This is a genomic window from Halorubrum sp. JWXQ-INN 858, from assembly GCF_009806985.1.
In the GTDB taxonomy this organism is placed as follows: domain Archaea; phylum Halobacteriota; class Halobacteria; order Halobacteriales; family Haloferacaceae; genus Halorubrum.
In genome coordinates this window covers 201,580-219,704 of the sequence record NZ_WUAX01000016.1, presented here as the reverse complement: position 1 = coordinate 219,704, position 18,125 = coordinate 201,580, and the positions used below count along the sequence as shown (strand labels likewise).

The window sequence follows — 18,125 nt, the reverse complement described above, 5'->3', positions numbered from 1 at the left end:
GGCTTCCCGTGGGGATCGGTATCGATCGTCGTGAAACGTCGCGTTCGGCCGTTTCACGGCCCATGGTACCTCTTTTCACACGCCGATCCACCGAAGTGTTTATGTACTACAATACAGTATGTGCAGTCACCAGAACGCCTCCGGCGCTGGTTGGACCGCACGCTGAAATGAACGGGAGTTCTTATCCACGGCTCGACGCAGAAGGGCGAGCGTCCGCCATATCCGGAGCGGTGATGGAGAGATAGAAAAATGGTAACGAAAGACGAAGTCATCGAACAGTACGGCATCGAAGCAATGGACGAGGGGGACAACGTGGACCTCTCCGAGGACGATCTCGACAACGGGTCGAAAGGACAGCTCATCAAACGCGCCGGTCAGCTTCGAGACCGACGTAACGAACTGAACCAGATGGCGTCCGAGCGGGCGTCCAAGCGCGACGACCTCAACGCGAAGACCCGGGAGAAGGTCGACGAGGCGCAGGAACACCGCGAGAAGCGCGACGAGCTCAACGAGCAGGTCCAGGAACACAAGGACAGTCGGAACGAGCTCAACGCGGACGCCAACGAACTGTTCGATCAGGTCGAGGAGCTGAAACAGGACTTGGAGCTCGGCTCCGGGAAGTCCATCGAGGAGCTCAAAGAGGAGATCGAGCAGCTCGAGTTCCGCCAGCAGACGGAGGTCCTCTCCGCGGAGGACGAGCGCGAACTCATCGAGAAGATCGACGACAAGCGCGAGGACCTCTCCGAGAAGAAGAACAAAGTCGACGACACCAGCGAGCTCGACGAACTCGTCGAGGAGGCCGAGGAGGTCCGCTCTGAGGCGTCGAAGCACCACCAGAAGGTGACGGAGCTCGCGGACGAGGCCCAGGAGCATCACAACAACATGATCGAGGCCTACCGCGAGGCCGACGACATCCGCGACGAGGCCGACGAGATGCACGAGCTGTTCGTCGAGGCTCAGGAGGCGGCCGACCGCCACCACGAGGACTTCGTCCGCGTCCAGAAGCGCCTGCGCCAGCTCGACAAGAAGGAGGAGAAGGAGCGGAAGGACGAGCGCGCCGAGAAGCGCGAGGAGGAGAAAGAGGAAGCCGAGGAGATCTATCAGAAGTTCAAGGAGGGCGAGACGCTCGACACCGAGGACCTGATGAAGCTCCAGAAGACCGGCCTCCTGTAGTCGGAGCCCGTCGAACGACCGCTGTGTGGTTTTTTACGCGCCGCTCGAGCCCCTAGCGGAGCGGTCGCACGTCTCGAACCCACTCCCGTGCCGCCCGTCTCGCATCCGGGAGCCCCGTACCTTAAACGGGAGCCCGGCCAACCGGTGGTATGGACAGCGAGCCTCGCTCGAAGGGACGGACCGCCATCGTCGCGGCCGTCGTGTTGACCGCGACCGCCACGCTGGCGTGCCGCCGGATCGTCGGCCGACTCACCCGCGGCCGGATCGGCGGGGGCGACGAGTACAACGTCGCCGAGGTCGAAGTCTCCGGCCCGATCGTTCGCCAACGCCGGACGTCGCCGTTGTCGGGAGCGACCGGGTCGACCGCCGACCACGTCGTCGAGTCGATCGAGGAGGCCGACGAGGACGACGCGGTCGAGGCGCTGCTGCTTCGGATCAACACCCCGGGCGGCGAGGTGTTGCCGAGCGACGACATCCGCCGGGCGGCCGCCGACTTCGACGGGCCGACCGTCGCGTACGCGACCGACCTCTGTGCGTCCGGCGGCTACTGGATCGCGAGCGGCTGTGACGAGCTGTGGGCCCACGACGCCAGCCTCGTCGGCTCCATCGGCGTCGTCGGGTCGCGCCCGAACGCGGCGGGGCTCGCCGAGAAGCTGGGGATCTCCTACGAGCAGTTCACCGCGGGCGAGTACAAGGACGCGGGCGTTCCGCTGCGGGAGATCGAGGAGGACGAACGCGAGTACTTACAGGGGATCATCGACGGTTACTACGAGCAGTTCGTCGAGACGGTGAGCGAGGGCCGCGACATGGACCCCGACGACGTCCGTGAGACGGAGGCGCGCGTGTACCTCGGGACGGACGCCGCCGACGTCGGGCTCGTCGACGACCTCGGCACGCGCGCGGACGTCGAGGACCGGCTCGCGACGCTCGTCGACGATGAGCCCGAGATCCGCGAGTTCATGCCCGCACAGAGCCTCGCCGAGCGGATCGGGATCGGCGCGGAACGCGTCGCCTTCGCGGCGGGCAGCGGGGTCGCGAGCGCCGTGACGGGCGACGGCGACCGCGGGGACGTCGACGTCGAACTCCGGTGAGGCGCGACGACCACGGCCGCTCCGACCGCTCCCGTCCCGGGGACCACCTCTCGACCTACTTGCAGGGTTCGCTTCCCCGGTAAGTGTCGACGAGGGCCGTCTCCGGGTCCGCCCGGATGACGGCCCCGTCGCCCGGTTCGGCCGATCGGTCGATCGAGACGTCGAAGCCGAACGCCCGGGCCACGTCCACGGCGCTTTCGACGTGGTCGGTCACGGCCGGGGTCCGCACGGCTCCGCCGGCCAGCGCGAGAAACGGGACGAGCTGGTCGGCGAGGCGTGCGTCGACGACGCCGGGGCCGTCGCACCACTCGCGGAACGCCTCGACGGCGTTTCCCGCCACGCGTTCGGCGGGGACGCCCCGCTCGCCGAGCGCGGAGAACCCGGCTATCGGGAGCGCGTCGGCGGTACCGGATCCGACGCCCGCGCCGTCCGCCTCACGCTCCTCACCGACGTGCTCGTCAACGCCGACGCGCCCGTCGACGCCGACGACCACGACCGCCCCGATCGATCGGGTCTCCGCGTAGCGAGCGCTGTGGGTTTCGACGATGCCCCCATCGTCCGCGTCGAGTCGCTCCGCCACGCCCCGCGAGAGCCGCTCGGCTACCTCGGCCCCCGCGAGGTCGGCGGCGGCGACCGCGTCGACCCGGACGCGTTCGATCGATCGCCGACCGGCGAGCGCTATCGGGGCGGGCGTCGACGGGCCGACGACGAGCCGAACGACCCCGCCGCCGGCCGGATAGAACCCCCGTTTCGGGACGTCGAGCGCGGCGACGACGCCGTGTGCTCGGAGGGCCGCAAGCGTGACCCCCGAAAAGTAGTCGGCGGGCGGGGACCACGCCACGTCGGTGCCGCCGCCGACGCGGAGCGTCACGGGCCGCTCGGCGACCGCGGCCGCCGGAAGCACGGTCGAACAGACGAGGGTCGCGCTCCCGGCGGTGCCGACGTCGACGGCGACCGAACCGCCGGCCACGCGTCCGGGCCTGAACGTGACCGTGTCGCTTCCCCGCGCCCCGCCCTCGACCTCGGCGTCAGCCACGTCCCGTGCCGCCGTCACGCAGGCGACGTGTTGGTCTTTAAGCCCCGACGTCGGCCGATCGCCGCGCACGTCGTCGATCTCGACGGGCATCCCGGTCGCGATGGATAGCCCGATGGCCGTCCGGAGGACGCCGCCGCCGCCGTCGCCCCCGTCGATCACGATCACGGGTGGTCCCCTCGTAACGACGGGTGGACCCCTCGTGACGCGCCGATCGCGCTCACGTCGCGGTCGCCTCGTTCATGCCGTCGTGTCGGGGCCGCCGACGCATGTGGCTGTCGACGGGGCGGTTCGACCGAGAGGGTTTTTACCCGGGCGCGGTGTGGGCCCACACGTGACGACGCTGGTCATCTGTGTCGACCGTTCGGGGACCATCGGACGGACCACGAACGTCCCGATGCCCGTCGCCGGGTGGGAGGCCGTCAGGTCGCTCGTGACGGACGTCGGGCTCGGCGACCCGGAGGACGCCAGCGTCAACTGTCTGCTCGAAGCCCTGCGGATCGCTCGCGACCTCCGCGACGAGCGCGAGGAGGCGGTCGTCGCCGTCGTCTCCGGCGAAAGCGACTCGCCGATCGGGGCCGACCGCTCGATCGCCGCCCAGATCGACGACCTCGTCGACCGCTACGACCCACGTTCGGCGATCGTCGTCGTCGATTCCGCGGAGGACGAACGCGTGATCCCCATCGTCGAGTCGCGCGTTCCGGTCGATTCCGTGGACCGGGTCGTCGTCCGGCAGGCACACGACATCGAGTCGACGTACTACCTGCTCAAACAGTTCCTCGCGGACGAACAGCTCCGGTCGACGGTGATGGTCCCGTTCGGCGTCGCGCTGTTGTTGTTGCCCGCGCTGTTCTACTGGTTCTCGCCCGCGGAGGCGCTCGCCGGCGTCGCCGGCCTGCTCGGTGCCGCGCTGCTTTATAAAGGACTGGCGATCGATCGGCTCCTCGCGGGCGTCCCCGAGCGCGTCCGCGAGGCGCTGTACGCCGGACAGGTGTCGGTGGTGACGTACGTCGTCGCTGCGGGACTGACGCTCGTCGGGTTCTTCTTCGGCGCGCTATCGGCCTCCGAGCTCGAGACCGGCGTCCCGGTCGTCGTCGAGTCGATGCAGTTCGTGTACGCTGCCGTCCCGTGGCTGGCCGTGGCGGGGCTCACGGCGGCCATCGGTCGGCTGCTCGACGAACTGATCCGCGACGAGGGGATCCGAACGCCGTACCTGAACCTGCCGTTCGTCATCCTCGCGGTGGGGCTCGTCGTCCGCGGGTTCGCCGGGTACTTCCTCGAGCAGGAGTCGGTGCTCGACCACCTCCACGTCGCGAACGTCGCGGTCTCCGCCGGTCAACGGCTGGCACTTTTCATCCTCGCCGGCCTCGTCGTCTCAGTCGTAGGGGTCAAGGTCGCCAGCGACGTGGGCTCGGAGACGCTCACCGAGATCGCCGACTCCGAAGGCGACGGGACGAGGAGTAAGGAGCGACGGGACGGGGAGTAAGGAGCGACGGAACCGAGACGGCCGATGCGACGGGGAACGACCACGAACGCGGCACACGACCACGAACGCTCGACCGATCGCCCGCGCGGATCAGCTCCGCGTGGCGCGGAACTCGCCGTGTTTCATCCCGATGAGGAACGCGATCGCACCGAAGAGCAGCATCGAGGGCGCGACCATCATCAGGGTCGTTTCGAGTATCATCATGCCGCTGGCGACGAGACCGGCGACGCCGACGGCGACGACCGCCAGCAGCAGGCCGACCGCGATCGGGAGTTCGAACTCCATACCGGCCATCAGTACGCTGGTGCCGTAAGGGTTCGCCCATCGGCGATCGGTCGCGTGATCGCGGTGACCGCGCAGCTGGGAAACGGTGCGACGACTGGGCGGCGAAGCGGCGGCGGGAGAAGCGCCGAGGGTGAGATTTGAACTCACGTGTCCGAATGGACAGCAGATTTCGAATCTGCCGCCTTGGCCAGGCTAGGCTACCTCGGCTCGTTTCCACGTTCGTGGCTTCCGACTTTAGTGGTTTCGATCGTAAACCGGCACACCCCCGGCTCCCCTCGTTGTCGCCTCCCCCGCCGCCACCCCTTCGTCGTCACCCCTGCGTCCTCCCCCCCGCTACCACCCCTTCGTCATCACCGCCTCTCCTCGTCGTCTTCCCCGCCGGTGGCTCGGCCCCCCGTTCCCCGATGGCTCTTTGGCCGGCGCGCCCGTCGGGCGCGTATGGACGTCTCCGACGCGGCGACAGCCTGCTCGCGGGTGCGGGACGAGGTCGGCGGCGCGGTCGTCGCCGACCGCGAGTTCCTCGAACGCGTTACCCTCGGGATCCTGGCGCGCGGGCACGTGCTCTTGGAGGACGTGCCCGGGACCGGCAAGACGCTCTCCGCGCGCTCGTTCGCGACCGCGCTCGGCCTGGAGTTCTCCCGGATCCAGTTCACGCCGGACCTCCTGCCGGCCGACGTCACCGGCACGAACGTCTTCGACGAGACGGACGGCTCCTTCGCGTTCGCGCCCGGGCCGATCTTCGCGAACGTCGTGCTCGCCGACGAGATCAACCGCGCGCCGCCGAAGACGCAGGCGGCCCTGCTGGAGGCGATGGAGGAGGGGCAGGTGACCGTCGACGGCGACACCCACCAGCTGCCCAGCCCCTTTTACGTGATCGCGACGCAGAACCCCGTCGAGAGCGAGGGGGCGTTCCCGCTCCCGGAGGCGCAGCTCGACCGGTTCACGATCAAGACCTCGATCGGCTACCCGGACGCCGACGGCGAGGTCGAACTCCTCCGGCGGCGCGCCGGTCGCGTCGAGCGCAGCCCGAGCGTCGGGCGCGTGCTCGACGCGGCGGCCGTCGACGAGCTCCGACGGGTGCCCGAGACGGTCCGCGTCGACGACGACCTCCTCACGTACATGGCGTCGATCGCGCGAGCGACCCGGGAGGACCGCCGCGTCGCGGTCGGCGTCTCCCCGCGCGGCACCCAGCGGCTCTTCGAGACCGCCCGCGCGGCCGCCGTGATCGCCGGCCGGGCGTTCGTCACGCCCGACGACGTGAAACGCGTCGCCGAGCCGACGCTCGCACACCGGCTCGTGTTGACCCCCGACGCGGCCGTCAACGACGTCGACACCCGGGACGTGATCGCGACCGTGCTCGATCGAGTGGCGGTGCCGACGGTGGACGAGCCGGAAGTGTGAGGCGGGGGAGTTGGTATTCCTCGAGTAGCACCCGTTCTGGAACGACAGTTGTGTTCCAGTTCGGCCGCTTCGACCATTGACATATCGCTACTGACCAAAGCCGTGGGGACGGGATCGAAATAAAGGATCGGCTCCGGAACGGATTGTGATTCTTCTATTTATATATACATCTATACGTCGACGATAGAATGAAACAGAGTATATAAAGCCCTTCGAGCAGCTAGTCTTCAGAGACCGACTTCGCGTTGATACGGATATCGCCCTGCATGATGTCCGTATCGGAAACGACGTCACCGCTTTGCCATGCAGTGGTGTCCACGATGATGTCGATCCCGACTGAATCTCCGGGTTCGAGGATCGTCTCCTCATAGTTCCATCCACCGTAGGTACCGAGGAATAGGACGTCGTTGTCCTGGTTCCCGTTCTCAACCATTCGGATCACGTCTCCTGCGGGACCGTTGTCCTGCCAGGCTGTCGTTCCGAACCACACGTCGATATCGAATTCAGACTGGTTCTCGACGTAGAACGCGTTTTCCAACACGGTCTTTCCGTTCTTGTTGAACCCGTCTGCATCGGAGTCCTCGAAATCGATCGCGAGGGTATCGTTGCTATCGTACCGGACAACCCCAGTGTCTCCGGGGACGAACCGAACCAGCGCGTCGTCGTCGCCGACTTCCATCAGTTGCGCCTGTCGTTCACCCTCGAACGTGATCGAGCTCGCTCCGGTACCGATCGCAGCCGCGCTACCCGTAGCCAATGCACCCATTCCGATGACGAATTTGCGTCGTTCCATGGTTTGTCTACCTCGTTAGTGCCCCGCGTTCCGTCGCGGCGCTTACTTCACCCATGGAACGTACCCGGTATCGTTATGAGTCGCCAGAAGACCTTCCGGGGATCACTGACGCGGTTCTGTCCCGTCCTGAACCCGCTTCTGGACGCCCCTTCAGCGGAAATTTACGCCGCCTTCCTCGAGTCTCGCGCTCGATCCTCGGGCGTCGGCCGTCGGATCGTTGATCGGTGCCGTCGAGTCTCTAGCCGAAGCCGGTCGACACCCACGGGACAACCCCAAGAGGGATTCTCTGAACTCTCGGAACCATCGGTCCCGATCCAAGCGAGCGCGCGCGTCGACGCCGCTTCGCGGTCGGGGTCACAACCGAAGTCACAGGCCGCCGGGACGCCGCCCGGACGCGTGTCGTCGCGTGAGGATCAGTCGGCTTCGCAGGTCGGGGGATCGTCCGACGGGATGCCGAACCCGCCCTCGTTGGACTGGACGAGGCCGCATTCGTCGTCGCTCCACTGCGGGTGGACGTATATCGTTCCGTCCAGCCCGACGGCGACGATCGTGTCGCCGTTCGAACCGTTGCCGTTGCCGTTGCCGCTCACACCGCTCAGCTGCCCGCGGAGCTTGTCCTCCGTCTCGATCTCGACGCCCTCGTCGACCGTGACGCCGCCGTCGCCGCTCTGCCCCGGGCTAGTGTAGTAGACGTCGATCGTTTCGGTCCGGTCCTCGCCGAGGACCTCCGCGTTCCCGGCCCCGAAGAACTCGACGGCCGGGTCCTCCACGCTCGCGGCCTCGCGAGTGATCGTGAAGCGTCGCGTCTCCGCGTCGCCGAACAGCCGGGCGGCGACGCCGGCGTCGACGCCTTCGACGGTCACCGTCACCTCGACGTCGACGGTGTCGCCGGGGTCGATCCCGTCGACCGTCGCGGTGATCGTCCGCTTCCCGCCGGTCTCGAACGCCTCCTCGGGGAAGTAGACGTCGGCGAGCACGTCGTCGCCGTCGCCGAGCTCGACCTCCGTGACCGTGATCTCGTTCCGGAACCGGTTCGTGACCGTCACGAGGTCGAGCGTCCCGTCGTCGTTCTCGTCCTCGGGGACGGTCCGGTCCGACGCCACGTAGCCGACGAACGCGCTGTCGTCGTCCGCGACGCCCACGCTCACCCCGCGTTTCGCCTCCGCGCTACTGAACGCCCCGGTGCCGACGCTCAACGCGCCGGAGCTCGCGCCGCCGAACAGGAGGATGAGGTGTCGTCGTTTCATGAGGTGTCGTGTCCCGCGATGGTGTCCGAGCCGGCTCGTCCGGCTCGACCCTCCGCTTGGTACCCCGTCCGTCGTCTACGGGGGTAGTTATGGGCCCGTTGAAGCGGCCGAAGGGATCGCTTGATGACCGGAAGGGGTCGATCGATGGGTCGACTCCGTCGGTCGATCCCGCCGGTCGTCTCGGTCCAGTGGGTCGTCAGCGTCGCGTCGATCGTCAGCGTCGCGTCGATCGTCAGCGTCGCGTCGATCGTCAGCGTCGTCTCGATCGTCAGCGTCGCGCCGGTCGTCGGCGTCGTCTCGGTTCCGTCGCCCCGTCCCGTGGTCGCCACTGCGGCTACCTGAGCTCCGGCGGCTCGCCGTCGGCGCCGACCTCCATCTCCGGCGTGTAGTACCGATGTGCGAGCGCCGAGAAGGCGAACGCGACGACGATCGCGAGCGTCCACGCCATGTCGGGCAGCAGGACGAACGGCCACGCGCCCATCCACACCGCGGCGGTGAGCGCGGCCGCGACGCCGGAGAGCCCGAGGTAGTACTCGCTCCAGGGGATCTCCTTTCCCTCGACGACGTCGAGGTACAGGTCGACGTCCTGGAGCGCGGGGGTGGGCGCGATCACCCCGCGGCTCTTGTTGAACTCGACGACGCCCGCCTGATCCATCTTCGGCAGGTGCGACTGCTGGAGCGCCGTGTACACCCGCTTGCGCTCGGTGCCCGTGATCTCCGCCATCGATACGTCGTTCTCCCAGGCGGCGATCTGCTCGGCCATCCGCCCGATCTCCATCGACTCCTCTTCCCGTTTCAGTAGGTGGACCGCGAACCGTCGACGCTGGTTCGCCAACACCTCGAACAGCTCGTCCTCCGAGACCTCGACTGTCGGCTCGGAGGGCCCCCCGCTTACCGCTTGTGCCGACGCCATGTTTCGTCAGACACATATGAGCCAGCCTACATAAATCCCGTGGACCGTTCGCGAGAAACGACAGGACGCGACGACCGGGGCCGTGGATCGGAAATGGCGGCTTAGGCCCTGATAGACCGTGTTTCAGCCTATTTTTCTCGGAACGGTTTGTTGTTTACTGTATTCTTATCAGTATATTTATGCCGGATGGATCGCGCTCAACGACGAATATATCTTCTTACTGACCATTTCAGGCGCGTCGTGAAGCGTCCGGTGCCGCGTTCAGGGGGTGCCTGACGGTCCCGCCGGCGTTCGGGGCGTTTGTCTCCGGTATCCAGGGCGTACGGCCCGGGTACGGCCGGGTTCGACGCGGTTCTGGCGTCTCATAACTATGCCCCGGTATCGCGTACGCGATAACCGACCTGCACACAGCGCCCGATCCATGACCTCACACACCCGCCGGACGATCCTTCTCGCGGTCGTCCTCGTTCTCGCCGGCTCCCTCGCTCTCGCCACGGCCGCCTCCGTCGTCGACGGGCCGGCGGACACCCTCGCCGACGACCGCGTGGTCGTCCAGCCGGCGGCGGGCACCGACTACGCGTACCTGAACGACGACGACGAGATCGTCGTCGACATCTCCGCGACGAACCCGAACCTGGACGGCGAGCGAGTCGGCGTCAACACGAACGCCGTCACGCGCTTCGACGGGCTGTTCACGGTCACGTATACCGGGACGACCGCCGACGAGGGGTTCGTGGAGGGCGACGCGATGGATCTCTGGATCGACCACGACGTCGACCACCTCACGTTCACCGTCGACGGCGAGCCGGTGGAGGGGCGCGACGACAGCGTGACTGTCCTGCCGGAACGGTCCGTGACCGTCGGGATCGCGGTCGACACGACGGACTCCGGATCCGTGTCGGGAACCGTCCACGAGGACGACTTCGGGATCCACCTCGCGACGCCACCGATCCCCGACGAGGACGAACCGGACACGTCGAGCGCGTCTTCGGCCGGGAGCGGCGGCGCGAGCACGACCGTGACTGCCCCCGCCGTCGACGAGCGGCGGTTCACGGCGCGGGACGTCACCTCCGGCGAGTCGGTCCCCTTCGACGCCGGCGGGATGCACCTCGAGGGAGCGAACCTCACGCTCGATCGGATGACGGTGACCGGCGCACCGGGCGGGGCGTTCGCGCTCGATGCGGCCGGCAGCCCGGACCCGTTCGACCGGGCCGGGTCGGTCGATGCTCCTCCCGGCGCGGTCGCCGCCGCCTACATGGCGCTCGCGTACGACTTCGACCCTGACGGCGTCGACGGGCTCACCGTCGGGTTCAGCGCCGACGCGCGGTACCTCGCCGATCGGGGCATCGACCCCGACGCCGTGACGCTCCTGCGGGCGACCGACGACGGCGGGTGGGAGGAACTGGACGCCAGCGTCGTCGCCCCCGCGGACGCGGCGGCGCGCGGGCTCCCGGACGACCGCGTCCACTTCGAGGCGACCACCGAGGACCTCTCCGTCTTCGCGGTCGCGGTCCACGGTCCCGCCTTCGACGTGACCGCGGCGTCGACCGCGGACGACGAAGTCGACGCGGGGGCGGAGGCGACCGTCCACGCCACCGTCGAGAACGTCGGCGGGGCGGCCGGGAACGGGACGGTGACCGCCACCGCCGACGGCGACGCGATCGGTACGGGCGAGGCGTCGCTCGCGCCCGGGGCGTCGACGGAGGCGTCGGTCCCGGTCACGTTCGACGCGCCCGGCGAGTACACGGTCGCCGTCGACGGGACGCCGGCCGGGACGGTGACGGTTCTGGACCCGGCCGCCGACTCCGCGGTCGACGGCGACGACGGTGCGGACGACGGCACGGACGACGCTGCCGCCTCGATCGGTGACGGCGGTGCCGACGGGGGCGACGGCGATGGAGGCGCGGTGGAGGACGGCGCGACCGACGAGGCGGCGCTCCCGGCCGATCCGGTGGCGGAGCCGGGCGGGTTCGGCCTCGCGGAGCTGGGCGGCCTCCTCGCGCTGCTGCTCGTGGTCGTGGCGTCGATCGCGCTCGCCCGACGCGCCCCGTGGCCGTGACCCGCTCAACGCTCCGCGAGGACCTCCTCGCCGGCGCGCGTCCGCTCGACGCGGTCGTGCTCGCGGCCCCGTCGATCGCCCTCGTCGCCGTGTTCCTCCTTCCTGAGCCGACCCGCCGGTCGCTCGCCTTCGAGTACTCGGCCCCGACCCTGACGACCGCGTTCACCGCGCACTACGTCCACCTGAGCGCCGAACACTTCCTGGCGAACCTCGCCGGCTACTCCCTGTTGGCCGGGGTCGGCTACGCGCTCGCGGTCGCGGGCCGGCACCGGCGGTTCTTCCTCGCCTCGCTGGCGACGTTCTGTCTCGGCTTCCCCCCCGTCCTGTCGGCGTTGAACCTTGCCGTGCCGCGGCACGCGGTCGGGTTCGGCTTCTCGGGGGTGAACATGGCGCTGGTCGGCCTGCTCCCGCTGCTGCTCGCGGTGTACGCCCGGGAACACTTCTCAGCGAGCGCGCCGACGCGAGCGCTCCCGGCCGTCTTCTTCGTGCTCGTCGGCTGGATCGGCTTCCTGGCGCTGCCGACGTCGCTGACCGGGTTCGGCGTGGCGGGGCTCTCCGTGGCGGTGGCGGGCGTGCTCCTCGGCGCGACGTACGCGCTCACCTCGGCCGGCGGCGGCCCCTCCATTCGCCAGTGGTTCCGCGAGATCCGCGATCGGGCGGGGCACGGGGACCTCTTCGCCGTCGGCGTGGTCCTGCTCGTCGCGTACCCCGTGATCGGGTTCCCCGCGGAGCCGACCGTGGACGGGAGCGTCGTCAACCTCTACGTCCACCTGCTCGGCTTCTGTCTCGCGTTCATCGGCCCGTACGTCGTCCTCGTCGCGGGGGTGTTCGACGAGTGACACGAACGCCGAACTTATTACGCCCCCGCTGTATCGTCGTCCCGACGGCCGGCCGGCCGCTCAGCTAACCATGTCCCCACGACGACTCCTCTCCGTGACGGTACAGGGGCTGCTGGTGGTGCTGGTCGTCTCGCTCGTCGTCGGCCACTACCTCGGCCAGCCGGTGCTTTTGAGCTTCGTCGAGACGGGGAGCATGCAGCCGACGCTCTCTCCCGGCGACGGGTTCGTCGCGATCCCCGCGCCGCTCGCGGGGGCGGTCGGGACCGGCGACGTCGTCACGTTCGACGCCCAGGAGATCGAGGGCGGCGGCCTCACTACCCACCGCATCGTCGAGGAGACCGAACGGGGGTACGTGACCCAGGGCGACAACAACCCGTTCACCGACCAGGACGGCGGCGAGCCGATCGTACAGGACGCGGACGTCGTCGCGGTGGCGGGCACCGTCGGCGGGAAAGTGATCGTGATCCCCCACCTCGGGACGGGCGCGATGGCGTTCCAGTCGGCGATCGACACCGCGCAGACGTGGTTGGCGACGACGTTCGGGATCCGCTCGCTACAGGGCTCTCAGGGGCTCGCGTACCTCCTCTTCGGGCTGTCGGTCGTCGCGTACGCTGCCGATTGGTTCCTCTCCTCGCCGGGCCGGACGGACACGGACCGCGACACCTCGCGTGACGACGGCACCTCGACGACGGTGATCCTCGTCGTCCTCGCGGTCCTGTTGATGGCGACCGCGACCGCGGCGATGGTCGTCCCCGCGGGGACCCACGAGTACGGCGTCGTGAGCGCTGACTTCCAGTCGGACAACCCCACGGTCATCGAGCGCGGGACGAGCGAGGAGGTCGAGTACGTCGTGCCGAACGCCGGGGTCGTCCCGGTCCGGGCGTACGTGACGCCCGCGAGCCGCGGGGTGTCGGTCGATCCCGATCGCGTCTCCGTCGGGGGTCGTGACGAGGCGACGGTGAGCGTGACGCTCGAAGCGCCCGACGAGACGGGGTACTACCGGCTGCTCGTCGACGAGCACCGATACCTCGCGGTGCTGCCCGCGTCGGTGATGGACGACCTGTACGCGGTCCACCCGTGGGCCCCCTTGGTCGCGATCAACGGCCTGCTCGGCGGCGGGCTGCTCGCGCTCGGACTCCTCCTGATCCGCGGCGAGCCGACGCGGATCCGAACCCGCCCGTCCCGCGACCGGTCCTCCGGTTCGTGGCGGCTCCTCCGGCGGCTCTACAGGTGACTCCAATGACTACCGAGACAGACCCGAACGACTCGCGGCTTCGCATCCGGGCGATGTTGAGCGCACAGTTCTCCCTACTCCTCGTCGTCTGCGTCGTCTGTGCCCTGCTGGGCGCCGGCGTCGTGTACGGGACGCACGTCGACCCGGGAACCGAGACGGAGACGCAGGTCGTCTCCTCGTGGTCGATCGACTCCGAGTACGTCCACTCGGCGACGGTGACGGAGCCGAACCCGGTGTTCGCCGTCGGGGACGAGCTCACGGACCGCGACACGTACTTCACGCGGGTCGCCCCGGAGCTCGACGTCGCCGTCGAGACGACCTACGACGCGGCGAGCGCCGAGGACGTCTCCGTCGACACCGAGGCGGTGTTGATCACTCGCGACGCGGACGACGAGACCGTCTACTGGGAGCGCGAGGAGCCGCTCGTTTCGGGGTCCGCCGCGGACCTCGCCGCGGACGACGCGGCCACGGTCTCGTTCGTCCTGAACAGCACGGCGATCGACGAGGAGGTGTCGGCGATCGAAGACGAGCTCGGGGCGTCGCCTGGCGGGACCGAGACGGTCGTTCGCACCCGGATCGAGGTCGACGGAAGCTTCAACGGCGAGGCGGTGACGCACACGGAGTCGTTCGACCTGGGGATCGACCACGCCGGCGACACCTACTCCGTCGACGACCCCGGCCCGGTCTCGGAGAGCGCCGACCAGACGGAGACGGTCGTCGTCGAGCGGACGTACGGGCCGCTTCGAACCGTCGGCGGCCCGCTGCTCCTCCTCGTCGGGCTCGCCGGGACCGGCGGGCTGGCGTACGCGCGCCGAGAGGGGCGAGTCGGGCTCACGGACGCCGAGCGGGCGTACCTCGACTACCGCGACGACCGCGCGGAGTTCGACGAGTGGATCACGCGGATCCGGCTCCCCGAGTCGGTCCACGAGCGTCCAGAGGCCGCCGCGGAGAGCCTCAAGGACCTCGTCGACTTCGCGATCGACCACGACGCCGGCGTCATCGAGGACCCGTCGACCGGCGCGTACCACGCCGTTTCCGGCGAGTTCGTCTACACCTACGTCCCGCCGGAGGTTCCGGGGACGTCGGCGGGGGCCGCCGACGGCGACGTCCTCGACCTCGACCGAAACGGTGTCGACGGCGGTGCCGACAACGAGGCCGACGTCGACAACGACGCCGCCGACCACGTCGCCGGCGGCGACGTGGAGCCCGCCGCTGACGCGGAGCCCGCCCACGACGGCACGACCGACGGCAACGAGTCGAGCCGGTCCGACGGTCCCGCCTGATCGACGGCCGCCGTTTCGACCCGTTTATAATCGCTCCCCCGCCCGTGTTCGATATGAGCGAGAGCGAGACCCCCACGGAGCTTATCGCCGCGCTGCGCGCGGCCGACGCGGTACGGTTCGGCGAGTTCGAGCTGTCTCACGGCGGGACGAGCGACTACTACGTCGACAAGTACCTCTTCGAGACGGACCCCGACTGCCTGGGACTGATCGCCGCGGCGTTCGCGGACCGGCTCGCGGACACGGACGCGACGCTCGCGGGCGTCGCCCTGGGTGCCGTCCCGCTGGTCGCGGTGACCGCGGAGAAGCTGGGTCGCCCCTACGTCATCGCGCGCAAGCAGGCGAAGGAGTACGGCACCGGGAACCGAATCGAGGGCCGGCTCGACGAGGGCGAGGAGGTAATCGTCCTCGAGGACATCGCGACGACGGGTCAGTCCGCCGTCGACGCGGTCGAGGCGCTGCGGGAGGCTGGCGCGGTCGTCGACCGCGTCCTCGTCGTCGTCGACCGTGAGGAGGGCGCACGCGAGCTCCTCGCGGAGCACGACATCGAGCTGGAGTCGCTGCTCACGGCGTCCGAGCTGCTCGCCGACCGCGAGGAGTAACGCGCCGCGCCCCGCACCCCGCGCCCCGCGCTCCGTGCCCGCCACGGACGCCCCCGTGACGCGTCCGACGGAGCACGCGTTCGCGGCCGCCGCGTTCAGGTGCGTTTTTGTATCCCGCGCCCCGACGCCGTCGTATGGCAGACCACTCGCACGAACCGGACCCCGACGCCCGCGTAACGTCCCCGATGCAGGAGTTCGGCGGCCGCGAGGTCGGCATCGGCGTCGCCGTCCTCCTCGTCGGGCTCGTCGTCGCGTACGTCGTCCCGACGCTGCTCACGCTGTAACGCACCTCACGATCTGACCCCTCACTTTCTTAAAGAAGGGGTGAGGCGCCGCGGCTCCCGTCCCTCGGACGCGACCTCGGACAGTCGTTGCCTTCGTGAGCCGTCCGCTCGCCGCCGGTCGAGTGCCTCCTCATTCCGTCACCGTCGTGTCGGCGCGTCGTCGTCGCGCTCGCGATCCGTGCCGTCTGCGTCCCCCTCGAGCCCGCGATCCGTGCCGTCGGCGGGCCGGAGCGTCACGGCGAGCTCCGCGACGTCGCTCCCGTAGTACCGCGCGAGCAACGTTTCTTCGTCCGGGAACGTCGTCTCCTCGACGGTCCGAGCCGGAACGTTGACTGTGACCGGGACGTCGCGGAACGGGTACGGATCGATCCGGTACGCTCCGGGACCGACCGGCGCCGCCGTGAGCGTCGCGTCGTCGTTTCCCGGCTCCGTCGGCACCCGATCCACTGTGATGGGCTCGGGGAGCGTGTCCTCCGTCCCCGCCGTCGCGCAGATCCGCAGGGAGAGCGCGTCGAGCGCGCTCAACAGTCGGTAGTTCCGCCAGAGCCGCGACTCGGCGGCGAGGTCCGCCGGCGCTCGTCCGTCGTCGTGGAGGGCGGTCAATACCGCCACGTCCGCCGGCGTGAGTCGGTCGTCGTCCGGGTCCGCGCGCAGCGCGGTCGCCAGGGACCGCTGCCGACGCTCCTCGCGCTCGACGAACCCGCGGAACGAGCGGGGCGTTTCCCCCCACGACGGCGAGAGCCCGTAGCGCCGCCGTCGGAGCCCCGACCCGTGGACCGACACGAGGAGTCCCGCGTAGCGGTCCGTCCGGGCGACCCCGTCGATCCCGCGCCGGTAGAGCCGGGTCCATCGGGACGGCGGCAGTTCGTGGAAGTCCTGTGGGGACCCGTCCGCCCGGAGACGTGGTCGCCGATCGTGTGTCCACCAGCCGTCGTCGTGGGCGTGGACCGCGAGCCGGACCGCGGCCGTCGGCTCCGGCGGCGCGAACCCCGCACCGCCCCACTGCTCCGCGAGCCGCCCCGCCAGCGCGGCGTGGTCCGACTGGGTGACGAACCGGATCCCGTCGTCCGTCCGGGCGAGTATCATACCACTTGTCGGGCGATGGGAAGCATAAAAGTGGGCGGCGAACACCGTCGGCGGACGTGGTTCGCGGGTCGATGGACGTGGCTCACGGGTCGATGGACGTGGTTCGCGGGTCGATGGACGTGGCTCACGGGTAGATGGACGTGGTTCGCGGGTCGGCGGACGTGGCTCGTCGGTCGGCTTTCGCAGGCCGGTCAGCGGGGGTACCACGCGAGCGGGTGGTCGGCGACGAGATCGACGCCGACCGACTGGTCGAGTTCGAACTCCTCGACGTGATTGTGGAGACAGTGAACCGCCTCCCCGGACTCCAGTTCCACCCGATAGATGAACGAGGGGCCGACGTACTGCCGGGAGACCACGGTCCCGTCCGCGACGTCCTCGCCCGCGGGCGTCGCCCGGAGGTCGTCCGGGCGCACCAACACGTCGACGGGGGTGCCGTCGTAGACGGTGTCGTACCCCTCCAACGCGGCGGCGTTGAACCGTCCCACGCCGGTTTCGACCTTCCCTTCCCGGAGGTGACCCTTGAGGAAGGAGGCCCGGCCGAGGAAGGAGGCGACGAACTTCGACTCCGGCTGCTCGAAGACGCCCTCCGGCCGGCCGATCTGTTCGAGCTTCCCGTCGTTCATCACGGCGACGCGGTCGGAGATCGACAGCGCCTCCTCCTGGTCGTGCGTGACCGACACCGCGGTGACGCCCGCCGCCTTCAGGATCCGCCGGACCTCCTCGCGCATCTCGACGCGGAGCCGCACGTCGAGGTTCGAGAACGGCTCGTCGAGGAGCAACACGTCGGGCTCCGGCGCGAGCGAGCGCGCGAGCGCGACGCGCTGTTTCTGCCCGCCCGACAGCTGGTCGGGTTTCTTCTCGCCGTGTTCGGGCATGTCGACGAGCTCGAGCAGCTCGTCGACCCGCGCGTCGGTCGCCTCGTCGTCGTCCGCCAGCCCGAACGCGATGTTCTCACGCACCGTGAGGTGTGGGAACAGCGCGAAGCTCTGGAAGACGATACCGACGTCGCGGCGTTCGGGGGGAACGAAGCCCGTCCCGTCGGCGACGCGCTCGCCCGCCAGCGTGATGGTCCCGTCGGTCGGCTCCTCCAGCCCCGCGATCATCCGGAGCGTCGTCGTCTTCCCGCAGCCGGACGGGCCGAGGAACGTCAACAGCTCGCCGCGCTCGACCGACAGGGAGACGCCGTCGACGGCGGTCTCCGGGCCGAACTCCTTGCTGACGCCGTCCAGCGAGAGGACGGCCTCGTCCGATCGCCGGTCCGGCGATCCGTCGGCTCGGTCCCCCGTTCGCGTCGTTCCGACGGTGTCTGTTTGAGCCAT

At 69.3% G+C, this 18,125-nt stretch carries 18 protein-coding genes and 1 tRNA gene; 11 read left to right on the top strand and 8 right to left on the bottom strand.

The features are described 5' to 3' along the window. Nucleotides 1-249 precede the first annotated feature (249 nt). Both GRS48_RS13040 and sppA read left to right on the top strand, forming a co-directional pair. Nucleotides 250-1,173 carry a coiled-coil protein gene (locus GRS48_RS13040; RefSeq protein ID WP_159487233.1) on the top strand — a complete coding sequence of 308 codons (924 nt, stop codon included), beginning with the start codon at nucleotides 250-252 and terminating at the stop codon, nucleotides 1,171-1,173. A gap of 149 nt (nucleotides 1,174-1,322) precedes the next feature. Further along, on the top strand, nucleotides 1,323-2,264 hold the full coding sequence (gene sppA / locus GRS48_RS13035; protein ID WP_159487231.1) for a signal peptide peptidase SppA: 942 nt from the start codon (nucleotides 1,323-1,325) through the stop codon (nucleotides 2,262-2,264). Nucleotides 2,265-2,319: 55 nt separating this feature from the next. On the opposite strand, the gene rtcA is transcribed toward sppA, so the two are convergent. Continuing rightward, a complete protein-coding gene (rtcA, locus tag GRS48_RS13030) occupies nucleotides 2,320-3,465 on the bottom strand; it encodes an RNA 3'-terminal phosphate cyclase (RefSeq protein WP_321168446.1) in 1,146 nt (381 codons plus the stop codon). 166 nt (nucleotides 3,466-3,631) lie between these two features. Here rtcA and GRS48_RS13025 point away from each other — a divergent pair, with 166 nt between their 5' ends. Then, nucleotides 3,632-4,783 carry a DUF373 family protein gene (locus GRS48_RS13025; protein WP_321168445.1) on the top strand — a complete coding sequence of 384 codons (1,152 nt, stop codon included), beginning with the start codon at nucleotides 3,632-3,634 and terminating at the stop codon, nucleotides 4,781-4,783. A gap of 90 nt (nucleotides 4,784-4,873) precedes the next feature. On the opposite strand, the gene GRS48_RS13020 is transcribed toward GRS48_RS13025, so the two are convergent. Together GRS48_RS13020 and GRS48_RS13015 are read right to left on the bottom strand one after the other, a co-directional pair. Further along, nucleotides 4,874-5,068: a hypothetical protein gene (locus tag GRS48_RS13020; protein ID WP_159487229.1), complete on the bottom strand. Its 195-nt coding sequence runs from the start codon at nucleotides 5,066-5,068 to the stop codon at nucleotides 4,874-4,876. 122 nt (nucleotides 5,069-5,190) lie between these two features. Continuing rightward, a tRNA-Ser gene (locus GRS48_RS13015) sits at nucleotides 5,191-5,275 on the bottom strand. 231 nt (nucleotides 5,276-5,506) lie between these two features. On the opposite strand from GRS48_RS13015, the gene GRS48_RS13010 reads away from it, so the two are divergent. Further along, the gene (locus GRS48_RS13010) at nucleotides 5,507-6,469 is read left to right on the top strand and encodes a MoxR family ATPase (RefSeq protein WP_159487227.1); all 963 of its coding nucleotides are present in this window, start codon (nucleotides 5,507-5,509) and stop codon (nucleotides 6,467-6,469) included. A gap of 220 nt (nucleotides 6,470-6,689) precedes the next feature. Here GRS48_RS13010 and GRS48_RS13005 read toward each other — a convergent pair whose 3' ends face one another. Together GRS48_RS13005 and GRS48_RS13000 are read right to left on the bottom strand one after the other, a co-directional pair. Then, nucleotides 6,690-7,262 carry a hypothetical protein gene (locus GRS48_RS13005; RefSeq protein WP_159487225.1) on the bottom strand — a complete coding sequence of 191 codons (573 nt, stop codon included), beginning with the start codon at nucleotides 7,260-7,262 and terminating at the stop codon, nucleotides 6,690-6,692. 413 nt (nucleotides 7,263-7,675) lie between these two features. After that, complete coding sequence (locus GRS48_RS13000; protein ID WP_159487223.1) at nucleotides 7,676-8,509, bottom strand: hypothetical protein; 834 nt, start codon at nucleotides 8,507-8,509, stop codon at nucleotides 7,676-7,678. A 144-nt stretch (nucleotides 8,510-8,653) separates the two neighbouring features. Here GRS48_RS13000 and GRS48_RS12995 point away from each other — a divergent pair, with 144 nt between their 5' ends. Next, nucleotides 8,654-8,851, top strand: a complete 198-nt coding sequence (locus GRS48_RS12995) for a hypothetical protein (RefSeq protein WP_159487221.1) — start codon at nucleotides 8,654-8,656, stop codon at nucleotides 8,849-8,851. Here the strand turns inward: GRS48_RS12995 and GRS48_RS12990 are convergent. Continuing rightward, entirely contained in the window at nucleotides 8,844-9,422 is a 579-nt protein-coding gene (locus GRS48_RS12990; RefSeq protein ID WP_159487219.1) for a hypothetical protein, read from the bottom strand. The genes GRS48_RS12995 and GRS48_RS12990 overlap by 8 nt on opposite strands. Nucleotides 9,423-9,843: 421 nt before the next feature. Here GRS48_RS12990 and GRS48_RS12985 point away from each other — a divergent pair, with 421 nt between their 5' ends. From GRS48_RS12985 to GRS48_RS15140, 6 genes are all read left to right on the top strand, one after another. After that, the gene (locus tag GRS48_RS12985) at nucleotides 9,844-11,481 is read left to right on the top strand and encodes a CARDB domain-containing protein (protein ID WP_159487217.1); all 1,638 of its coding nucleotides are present in this window, start codon (nucleotides 9,844-9,846) and stop codon (nucleotides 11,479-11,481) included. Next, a complete protein-coding gene (locus GRS48_RS12980) occupies nucleotides 11,478-12,320 on the top strand; it encodes a hypothetical protein (protein ID WP_159487215.1) in 843 nt (280 codons plus the stop codon). The genes GRS48_RS12985 and GRS48_RS12980 overlap by 4 nt, the downstream gene beginning before the upstream one ends. Nucleotides 12,321-12,390: 70 nt before the next feature. Further along, a complete protein-coding gene (locus GRS48_RS12975; protein ID WP_159487213.1) occupies nucleotides 12,391-13,554 on the top strand; it encodes a signal peptidase I in 1,164 nt (387 codons plus the stop codon). A 5-nt stretch (nucleotides 13,555-13,559) separates the two neighbouring features. Continuing rightward, nucleotides 13,560-14,837, top strand: a complete 1,278-nt coding sequence (locus GRS48_RS12970; protein WP_159487211.1) for a DUF5305 domain-containing protein — start codon at nucleotides 13,560-13,562, stop codon at nucleotides 14,835-14,837. A gap of 53 nt (nucleotides 14,838-14,890) precedes the next feature. Further along, nucleotides 14,891-15,436 carry an orotate phosphoribosyltransferase gene (gene pyrE, locus GRS48_RS12965; RefSeq protein ID WP_159487209.1) on the top strand — a complete coding sequence of 182 codons (546 nt, stop codon included), beginning with the start codon at nucleotides 14,891-14,893 and terminating at the stop codon, nucleotides 15,434-15,436. Nucleotides 15,437-15,570: 134 nt separating this feature from the next. Then, nucleotides 15,571-15,720: a hypothetical protein gene (locus GRS48_RS15140; RefSeq protein WP_200840282.1), complete on the top strand. Its 150-nt coding sequence runs from the start codon at nucleotides 15,571-15,573 to the stop codon at nucleotides 15,718-15,720. 138 nt (nucleotides 15,721-15,858) lie between these two features. On the opposite strand, the gene GRS48_RS12960 is transcribed toward GRS48_RS15140, so the two are convergent. Both GRS48_RS12960 and GRS48_RS12955 read right to left on the bottom strand, forming a co-directional pair. Next, nucleotides 15,859-16,806, bottom strand: a complete 948-nt coding sequence (locus GRS48_RS12960) for a DUF3891 family protein (RefSeq protein WP_159487207.1) — start codon at nucleotides 16,804-16,806, stop codon at nucleotides 15,859-15,861. A 191-nt stretch (nucleotides 16,807-16,997) separates the two neighbouring features. Continuing rightward, nucleotides 16,998-18,125, bottom strand: coding sequence for an ABC transporter ATP-binding protein (locus GRS48_RS12955; protein ID WP_159487205.1), 1,128 nt, complete (start codon nucleotides 18,123-18,125; stop codon nucleotides 16,998-17,000).